This is a genomic window from Geobacillus proteiniphilus, from assembly GCF_001908025.1.
Lineage (GTDB): Bacteria > Bacillota > Bacilli > Bacillales > Anoxybacillaceae > Geobacillus > Geobacillus proteiniphilus.
This window is the reverse complement of sequence record NZ_MQMG01000167.1, coordinates 1-297: the sequence shown is the minus strand read 5'-3', so window position 1 is coordinate 297 and position 297 is coordinate 1. Positions and strand designations below refer to the sequence as shown.

The window sequence follows — 297 nt, the reverse complement described above, 5'->3', positions numbered from 1 at the left end:
GGATACCAATAGAGCGTGAGCGCCATCTTCACTCCTCCCTTTCATTTCCGCTGTGTGGCAAACAAATAAGAAGCACCAGGCAAACGCCTGGCACTTCCCATTATCACACAATATACCGTTCGGCTTCAATGAGCGCGGCGGCCGCTTCGCGTTTTTTCGCGATCACGTTGATCGGCGTATGGCGCGTCAGCCGTCGGAGAGCGGCGAGCATCATCCGCAGCGTGTCTCCTTGTTCGACGGCGACGAGCGTTTCTTTCGCATGGGCTTCAATTTCATTGAACGCCTCTTGGCAGAAAA

At 54.5% G+C, this 297-nt stretch carries 1 pseudogene; it reads right to left on the bottom strand.

Annotated features, from left to right (window positions below):
• Positions 1–103 precede the first annotated feature (103 nt).
• Positions 104–297, bottom strand: a pseudogene (locus BRO54_RS19045) (acyl-CoA dehydrogenase); the annotation flags it as partial.